Source organism: Pseudomonas sp. SDO5532_S415 (assembly GCF_054071155.1).
In genome coordinates this window covers 1-7593 of the sequence record NZ_JBSVWS010000221.1, presented here as the reverse complement: position 1 = coordinate 7593, position 7593 = coordinate 1, and the positions used below count along the sequence as shown (strand labels likewise).

The window sequence follows — 7593 nt, the reverse complement described above, 5'->3', positions numbered from 1 at the left end:
CGGTGTGGGCGGCGGTATCGGCGCTGTCGCCGTTGGGGTTTTTCGCTTGTTTCGAAGCATCGTCGTGGGCTTCGTCTTTTTTTACCCTAGTGTTGTTGCGCGCCTTCCAGCGCAGCTGCATCCGGCCTTTTTTCAGCCCCGCTGTGACACCCCGGGCGGCGATTTTTTTGTAGTGCTCCACAAAACCCATGAAGGTATTGAGGATCGAGAACAGCGCCTCGACGAGCCGCATTACCGCGTTGATCAATTGCGCGCCGCGTCGGGCCAGACGCATTTTCAGGTAGGCAATCCCGCCCCCAGCCGTAGCGCAGGTCAGGACGATGGCGATCAGGATGTCGATCAGCAACTCCACCATCCGCGTCGACACGGCCTTGGCGATTTCACCGGCGATCACGCTGGGTGGCAGCATTTCCAGCCAGAGGCTGGCAGCACGCAACAGCAGACACAGCACTGCCTCGTCACTGGCCAGCAGTTGCAGGTTTGCCATCGCTTGCGGCGTGTCTTGCGCCAGTTTCTTCAGTTGCTCGACACCGTGGCCGAGTCGATCAGCAAACTGGCCAGGATCCTGCAAAATGTCCGACAGCAGCTGGATGCCGTCCCACACCCCCTCGATGGCCGCCCAACTACCGGCCAACATCCCGTTGCCCACGGTCAGCAAAGTCGACTGCGACCACTGCGGTTTGAAGGCACTCCACTCGCTGCGCAGCCAGGTTTCCAGCGCCTGCGTCAGCCCGTCGTAGGATCGGAAAAGCTCATCCAGCTGCTCCGGCGTAACCTCGTTTTGCACCCGCAAGCGGTAAGACTCACCGGATAAGCAACTGAACTGCCCCTTGCCGTTTTCATCGAGAGTGATCGGCGTCGATTTGCCGCTGCTCAGTGCAATCACATCGACCTGAATCTTCCCCAGCGGCACGTCAGACACCGACTCGAACTTGCTCTCGATCTGCAGTGGTCCGCCTTTCGAACACTGCGTAACCGTCGAGATAAAGTCGTCGTCACCGCTGCTGACCACAGTGGTGGAATTGCCAAACTTGATCACCCGCTCCATGCCAAACAGTGAGGGCATGTCCGCGACATGGCTGAGCCGGTCAGCGCTCTGGCTGAGCCAGCGCGAGAGCTGTTGGCGGTAAAGCGCCAGCGTGTTCGGAAAGTGCTCGAGCTCCTGCTCGATCCGGGCGATGTGATCCATCAGCCCACCGACAGGCAAAAAGCCGAGTGAAGAACCGGGTCGAACATGAACAATCTCTCGCACAGGAAGTAAGGCGCGAGGGACTGTGCGGGGGATCAGCGGGGAAAGAAGTCAGGCAAGGATGATGTTGATGTAGGGCGTTTCGCTAAAACCTCTTCACCCATAAAAAATGGCGCAGAAGTCTCCTCCTGCGCCACTTGGCTCTGTCAGAAAAATCGGTTACTTCGTGGAATTGCGTGAAGCCAGTTCCTGGAGTTTGATCTGCGCCAGAGGATGCCCGGCCTTCGCGGCAATCCCCCAGAACCGCGCCGCTTCAGCCGGATCCGGCGCCTTGCTCGCGCTCCCGGCGAGGCTGATCACACCCACCTGATAAGCCGCTTTGCCATCACCGGCCAGCGCCGCCAGACGCAGCAGGCGGACACCCTCTTCACGTGCCCCCAGACCGACGCCCCTAAAGGTCAGGATGTGGCCATAGAAGCTCTGGGCACCGACATCGCCCAGGTTCGCCATACGGGCGAACTGACCTTCAAGCCAGCTCCAGCCACGGGGTTGACGCACAAACCATTGCCAATGAAACAGCCTGCGCGCCAGCCAGTAACTGGCCCGCGCCTTGAGTCGTAAAAACACTCAAGCCTCCGCCGATTCGGGGTACTCGTATTCGAACACCCGCACCACTTCCGAGGCATGCCAGGACGCAGCGGCAACGCCGTCGGACGGCCCGGAAAATCGCCCGAGACGCTCGACACACTCAAAGAAACCGGTGCGCGGCAAACGGCTGGCCCCCTGGCTGATCACCAGCGAACTGCGCAAGGGCTGCTCGGCCTTGGCATCCAGCGCCGCCAGATGTTCAAGCGCGGCGGTCAGGGTTTGCATGGCGGGCGTGGGAAGCTGCAAACGCTCCAACAACGCCCGATAAGTCAGGAGATGACGCTGACGGCGCGCCTGATCCAGCTCGCCCAGCAGTCCGTCCCAATGTTGACGACTGATGCGTACGCTCACGATTCATCCCTCCACCCTGGCACCGTCAACTCCCAGGCCAGACTGCGGCGAATCGCAGCGTCGGGCTGACGCTCGCCACTTTCGATCATGGCCAGATAAGACGGGCTGATGCCTACCGTGCGGGCGAGCGCCTCGATGGCGATGCCCTTCCCTTCGCGCAAACCGCGTAGTTGATCAAGACCTGGAAGAATCGGGTCCTGGGTTGTCGCCAGCGGCGCCGGGGCCGCCTGCGACGGTGCTTCGTTGATGCCTGCTGCTTTCAGTAGAGCCTGATACTGAGCCCACGGCAGAACCGCATATTCTGGTTCGCCTTCGCGTGTAATTATCTGAATATCCATGACTACCCCGTAGGACAACAACACTTAGCGAGTCGGCACTTTTCCCTAGAAGTGTAATCCTAACAGCGGCTAAGGTCGCGGGGGGGATCTATCTGTGGATGAGACTTGATTGACTCAGCGTTTTTTCGGCCCCTGAAGTTGAAGTTGCTCAGGGGTATCAGGCAGGCGCTCAACCACCGCGAGCTTTTCCGGCGCCTGACGTTTGCGCCAGGCGCGGAAGGCATTGAGTTCATCGTCGAGAACTTTCATCAGCCAACCCAGCACCGCGATGTCATCGAGCATGCCGAACATGGGAAGGAAATCCGGGATCGCATCCAGCGGGCTGAGAAAGTACATCAGCCCTGCCACCACCGATATCACGGCCTTGGGACTGATGGCGCGATACTCACCGCGCCAGTACGCCAGGCAAAGTGCCTGCAGCAGGCGCAGATCGTCTTTAAGTTTGCCCAGCCGATTGCCCTGACTGGCACCTTTACTGGCCACCGCAAACAACAAGGTCGGTAACCGCCCACGTGCGAGCAGACGTCCGGCGAGCGGCAGGAAACGAGCAAAATTCCAGGGTGTTTTCATGATGACTCCCACGGAAATGTTATCCACACAAATTGTGGATAACCTTGTGAACAGAGCTGCTTTTCACGGCTGAAAGCCCCGCTGTACAAGGGCTGAGCTTAGATCGGGCGTTTTTTACTCATCGAAAAAAACCCAATAATTCATTGACTTGGCGGTCTGACGCAGATACCGCCGGCCCTACACAGGCTATGACTCCAGCCTACAGCATCGGTTCGCTTTGTGTACCCGTGCCGGACACCAGATGCAACAACGCCCCGCATAACGGGGCGTTGTTTTCAAAGCAGACGCGGATTACTTGGCAGCGTCTTCTTTGGCTGGATCCTTGATTGCCAGCAGTTCCAGGTCGAAGACCAGTACCGAGTTGGCAGGGATCGCCGGGCTTGGGCTTTGCGCGCCGTAAGCCAGTTCGCTAGGAATGTACAGTTTGTACTTCTCGCCAACGTGCATCAGTTGCAGGCCTTCGACCCAACCTGGAATCACGCCGCTGACCGGCAGATCGATCGGGCTGCCGCGCTCGACGGAACTGTCGAAAACGGTGCCATTGGTCAGCTTGCCGGTGTAGTGAACGGTCACTACGTCAGTCGGCTTTGGCTGAGCGCCATCGGCTTTCTTTTCCACTTCGTACTGCAAGCCCGAAGCGGTCGTCACGACGCCAGCTTTCTTGGCGTTTTCTTCAAGGAACTTCTTGCCGGCGGCTGCCGACTCTTCGCTCATCTTGGCCATACGCTCTTCGGCACGCTTTTGCAGTGCAGCGAAGGCTTCAACCAACTCTTCGTCCTTGAGTTTCTGTTCTTTCTTGCCGATGGCATCTTCGATGCCTTGGGCTACGGCTTTGGAATCCAGGTCATCCATGCCTTCCTGAGCCAGGCTCTTGCCCATGTTCAGGCCAATCCCGTAGGAAGCTTTTTGCGCCGGGGTTTTCAGCTCTACGCTGGTCTGCGAGTCGCAACCCGCGAGTACCAGGCTTACCAGGGCCACCGCCGCCGCCAACCGATGCTGTTTCATGCTATTTCCTTGTTCATGCGCCTAAAGGGCAATCGAGTAAAGCCGCGAGCTTATCAGGCGGCCACGACCAATGGCTACCGGCATGAGAGCCGGAGATTTCTGATAAGTTCAGGTGTTTAAACGCTTTTCGGAGTGTAGATGATGAAACTTCTGTCATCTGGTTCCCACACAAGCAAATTCCGCCTCCCACCACATCTGGCGTAATGGCCACTTGCCGCGCACCTGGCGCTCAGGCATAACGGAAGAACAAATCGACAAGGAAGTTTATCTTGCGCCTCTTATTCCGCTTGCTGGCTCTGATCGTGGTCCTGTTGTTAGTAGGCTTGGCCGTCGTCTTGTACTACGTCGTCAATCCGAAACTACCGCTCTGGACGCCCGCGCAGAAGGTGCACTACCTGGAGCAATGGAGCGTCGCCGACCGCGAGGCCTATTACTTCACACCCCAGGGCACCCAGGTCAAAGGTCTGCGTTACGAGTGGTTCAACGCTCTCGAACTGCCCTTCTCAAAACAGCGCTTCGCCGCCCCCGAATACCTCGCGCGCTTCGGTTTCCTGATCGACCCCGACCAGAAACCCACACCGGCCAACCCCGACAAGCTGCCGGTGGGCTTCGCCCGGCATCAGAATCCCGGCAGCACGGATACGTTTCTGGATATTACCTGCGCTGCCTGCCACACCGGCGAACTGCGCTTCAACGGTCAGGCCGTGCGTATCGACGGCGGATCGGCGCAGCATGTTTTGCCCTCCAGTGTTCCCACATTGAAAGGTGGCAGTTTCGGACAAGCACTGGTGGCGAGCCTGTTCGCGACTTACTACAACCCGTGGAAGTTCGAAAATTTCGCACGCAAGGTCCTGGGTACCGACTATGAGACGGGGCACGAACAACTGCGCAAAGAGTTCAAGAAGTCCCTCGATACCTTCCTGAAAGTAGCGTGGAACGACACCCATCGCGGGCTCTACCCGACCGAAGAAGGTCCGGGACGCACCGACGCCTTCGGGCGCATCGCCAACGCCAGCTTCGGCGATGCGATTTCCCCCGCCAACTATCGGGTGGCCAACGCCCCTGTCGACTATCCGCAACTGTGGGACATGTGGACCTTCGACTGGGTGCAATGGAATGGCTCGGCGCAGCAGCCCATGGCGCGCAATATCGGTGAAGCCCTGGGCGTAGGTGCCACGCTCAACTTCTTCGACAACAACCGGCAGCCATTGATGGGGGATGACCGTTACCCCTCCAGCGTTCGCGTGCGCGATTTGCATTTGATCGAAGAAACCCTGCAACGGCTGGAACCACCCGCCTGGCCGGAAGCGTTGCTGGGGACAATCGATAAACCCCTGGCCGCCAAAGGTCGTGCCCTGTTCAGCGAAAACTGCGCCGGCTGCCACGTACCCCGGGTCACCCAGGGCGAAGGGCGATACGTGCAGCACTTGAAAATGCTTGCGGTGGAATTCATCGGCACCGACCCTGGCGCTGCCAACAACATCGCCGACCACCGCTTCGACCTCACGGCGCTGCAATGGAACCAGAAGGAGCTGGAGCAACTGGACGTCGAACCCAAGCCCACCGAGCCCCTTGATCTGAGCCAGATGTCGGTGGCCAAGGGGTTGGCCTATGTCACCGCTTTCGTTGAAAACCGCGCTTATCGCGACGCCGGTATCACCCCGGCCGAACGACCGCAAATGGACGGCTTCGGCCTGCCTATCGGCGTACGTGAACTACGGTCCTATAAGGCTCGCCCGTTGGCAGGCGTGTGGGCGACCGCGCCGTTTCTGCACAACGGCTCGGTGCCGAGCATTTATCAACTGCTCTCGCCGCAGGATGAACGCGCAACGACCTTTTACAAAGGCACGTTCGAGTACGACCCGAAACACCTGGGCTATCGCACCGAAGCCTTCACCAATGGTTTCCTGTTCGACACGCGCATTACCGGCAACCACAACAGTGGTCATGAATTCCGCTCCGGCAAGCTCGGCAACGGTGTAATTGGCCGTCTGCTGCAACCGCAAGAGCGCTGGGCGCTGATGGAGTACCTGAAAGTGCTGGGCGGCCCGCTGGAGTCGCAATTGCCATGATCAAAAGGAACTCCCCATGCTGAAGACTCTCTGGCTGCGCTTGGGCGCGTTTCTCGGCAAGACGCTGCTCTGGCTGTTGGGGCTTGGGCTGCTTGGCTGGGCGCTGGCCACGGCGTGGTTTGCCTGGCAACACCGCGGGCCGGTATCGGCGCAGGAACTGATCCCGGACGGCGAAGCGGCGATGACTCAGGACATCATCCAGACCGCCGTGCGCATCGTCGATCAACACCGCGAAAGCACTCGCTATCTGCGCGATGCCCACGCCAAGGCTCACGGCTGCGTGGAGGCTGAAGTCCAGGTGTTGCCGGATCTGGCCAGTGACCTGCGCCAGGGTGTGTTCAGCGAACCCGGCAAGAGCTGGAAGGCGACCATGCGCCTGTCCAATGGCAACGCCTACCCGCAGTTCGACAGCATCCGCGATGCCCGGGGCATGGCCATCAAACTGCACGAGGTGCCGGGCAAACAACTGCTGAGCAGTCAGCAGCCACGAGGCGAACAGGACTTCGTGATGTTCAGCCATCCGAATTTCTTTGTCAGCGATGTCGCCGAGTATCGTCAGAATGTCGCTGCTCAGGCAGACGGCAAAAAAATGATGGCGTTTTTTCCAGGCTGGGACCCGCGCACCTGGCAGGTGCGTCATCTGTTTATCGCCCTGGCGACGCTGTCCCCTGCCCCACCCAGCCCGACCCAGACGACCTATTTTTCGGTTTCACCCTACAAATACGGTGAGGCCAATGCCAAGTTTCGTGTGATGCCCGACCCTGAAAGCTGTCCGGACTACAGCTTGCCAGCACAAAATCAGAAGCTGCCGAACTTCCTGCGCAGCGCGCTGAACCAGCAGTTATCCACAGACCGGGTGCCCGCGTGCTTCGTCCTGCAGATTCAGCGTCAGGACGCAAACAAGTACATGCCGATCGAAGACACCAGCATTGAGTGGCGCGAGAGCGATTCACCCTTCCAGACCGTAGCGCGGATTAAAGTGCCAGCCCAGGACTTCGACACGCCTGCGCTGAACCTGCAATGCGATAACCAATCCTTCAATCCCTGGTTCGGCCTTGAGGCCCATCGCCCCATTGGCGGCATCAACCGCTTGCGCAAAGCTGTCTACGAGGCCGTCAGCGATTACCGACATGCCCGCAATGCCGGGCAATAATTCGATATCCACACTGTAGGAGCGAGCCTGCTCGCGAAAAACCCGAGAGCACCACGGGGCGTCAGATTTCCCGCGTTATCGTTGACGACCATCGCGAGCAGGCTCGCTCCTACAGAAAACGCGACGGGAAAAGCCAAACACCAGACAGCAAAAAGCCCGCATCAAGCGGGCTTTCTGTGTGGTGACCTGGCGTTCAGTGTTCCAGGTTACCGAATATGGCGCAGCGGACGGGACTCGAACCCGCGACCCCCGGCGTGACAGGCCGGT

General features: G+C 59.2%; 7 protein-coding genes and 2 pseudogenes. 2 read left to right on the top strand and 7 right to left on the bottom strand.

Annotation, left to right across the window (positions count from 1 at the left end; all coding sequences use genetic code 11):
- From ACW9HW_RS27470 to ACW9HW_RS27445, 6 genes and pseudogenes are all read right to left on the bottom strand, one after another.
- Positions 1–1189, bottom strand: a pseudogene (locus ACW9HW_RS27470) (type IV secretion protein Rhs); the annotation flags it as partial.
- 219 nt (positions 1190–1408) lie between these two features.
- A complete protein-coding gene (locus ACW9HW_RS27465) occupies positions 1409–1816 on the bottom strand; it encodes a sel1 repeat family protein (protein ID WP_457402442.1) in 408 nt (135 codons plus the stop codon).
- Entirely contained in the window at positions 1817–2188 is a 372-nt protein-coding gene (locus ACW9HW_RS27460; RefSeq protein ID WP_003223109.1) for a hypothetical protein, read from the bottom strand.
- Positions 2185–2526 (bottom strand): helix-turn-helix domain-containing protein, encoded by a 342-nt coding sequence (locus ACW9HW_RS27455; protein WP_457402440.1) that lies wholly within the window; start codon positions 2524–2526, stop codon positions 2185–2187. The genes ACW9HW_RS27460 and ACW9HW_RS27455 overlap by 4 nt, the downstream gene beginning before the upstream one ends.
- A 114-nt stretch (positions 2527–2640) precedes the next feature.
- Positions 2641–3096: a YkvA family protein gene (locus ACW9HW_RS27450; protein WP_095195603.1), complete on the bottom strand. Its 456-nt coding sequence runs from the start codon at positions 3094–3096 to the stop codon at positions 2641–2643.
- A gap of 291 nt (positions 3097–3387) precedes the next feature.
- Complete coding sequence (locus tag ACW9HW_RS27445) at positions 3388–4101, bottom strand: FKBP-type peptidyl-prolyl cis-trans isomerase (RefSeq protein ID WP_095195604.1); 714 nt, start codon at positions 4099–4101, stop codon at positions 3388–3390.
- A gap of 269 nt (positions 4102–4370) precedes the next feature.
- Here ACW9HW_RS27445 and ACW9HW_RS27440 point away from each other — a divergent pair, with 269 nt between their 5' ends.
- On the top strand, positions 4371–6173 hold the full coding sequence (locus tag ACW9HW_RS27440; protein ID WP_457402437.1) for a di-heme-cytochrome C peroxidase: 1803 nt from the start codon (positions 4371–4373) through the stop codon (positions 6171–6173).
- A 16-nt stretch (positions 6174–6189) separates the two neighbouring features.
- The gene (locus tag ACW9HW_RS27435; RefSeq protein ID WP_457402435.1) at positions 6190–7326 is read left to right on the top strand and encodes a catalase family protein; all 1137 of its coding nucleotides are present in this window, start codon (positions 6190–6192) and stop codon (positions 7324–7326) included.
- Positions 7327–7334: 8 nt separating this feature from the next.
- Here the strand turns inward: ACW9HW_RS27435 and ACW9HW_RS27430 are convergent.
- Positions 7335–7418 (bottom strand): annotated as a pseudogene (locus tag ACW9HW_RS27430) (outer membrane lipoprotein carrier protein LolA); the annotation flags it as partial.
- Between the last annotated feature and the right edge of the window lie 175 nt (positions 7419–7593).

Bases quoted from the DNA above. Each gene is read 5' to 3' on its own strand.
- ACW9HW_RS27445 (WP_095195604.1), bottom strand. From the start codon at position 4,101: ATGAAACAGCATCGGTTGGCGGCGGCGGTGGCCCTGGTAAGCCTGGTA.
- ACW9HW_RS27450 (WP_095195603.1), bottom strand. From the start codon at position 3,096: ATGAAAACACCCTGGAATTTTGCTCGTTTCCTGCCGCTCGCCGGACGT.
- ACW9HW_RS27455 (WP_457402440.1), bottom strand. From the start codon at position 2,526: ATGGATATTCAGATAATTACACGCGAAGGCGAACCAGAATATGCGGTT.
- ACW9HW_RS27435 (WP_457402435.1), top strand. From the start codon at position 6,190: ATGCTGAAGACTCTCTGGCTGCGCTTGGGCGCGTTTCTCGGCAAGACG.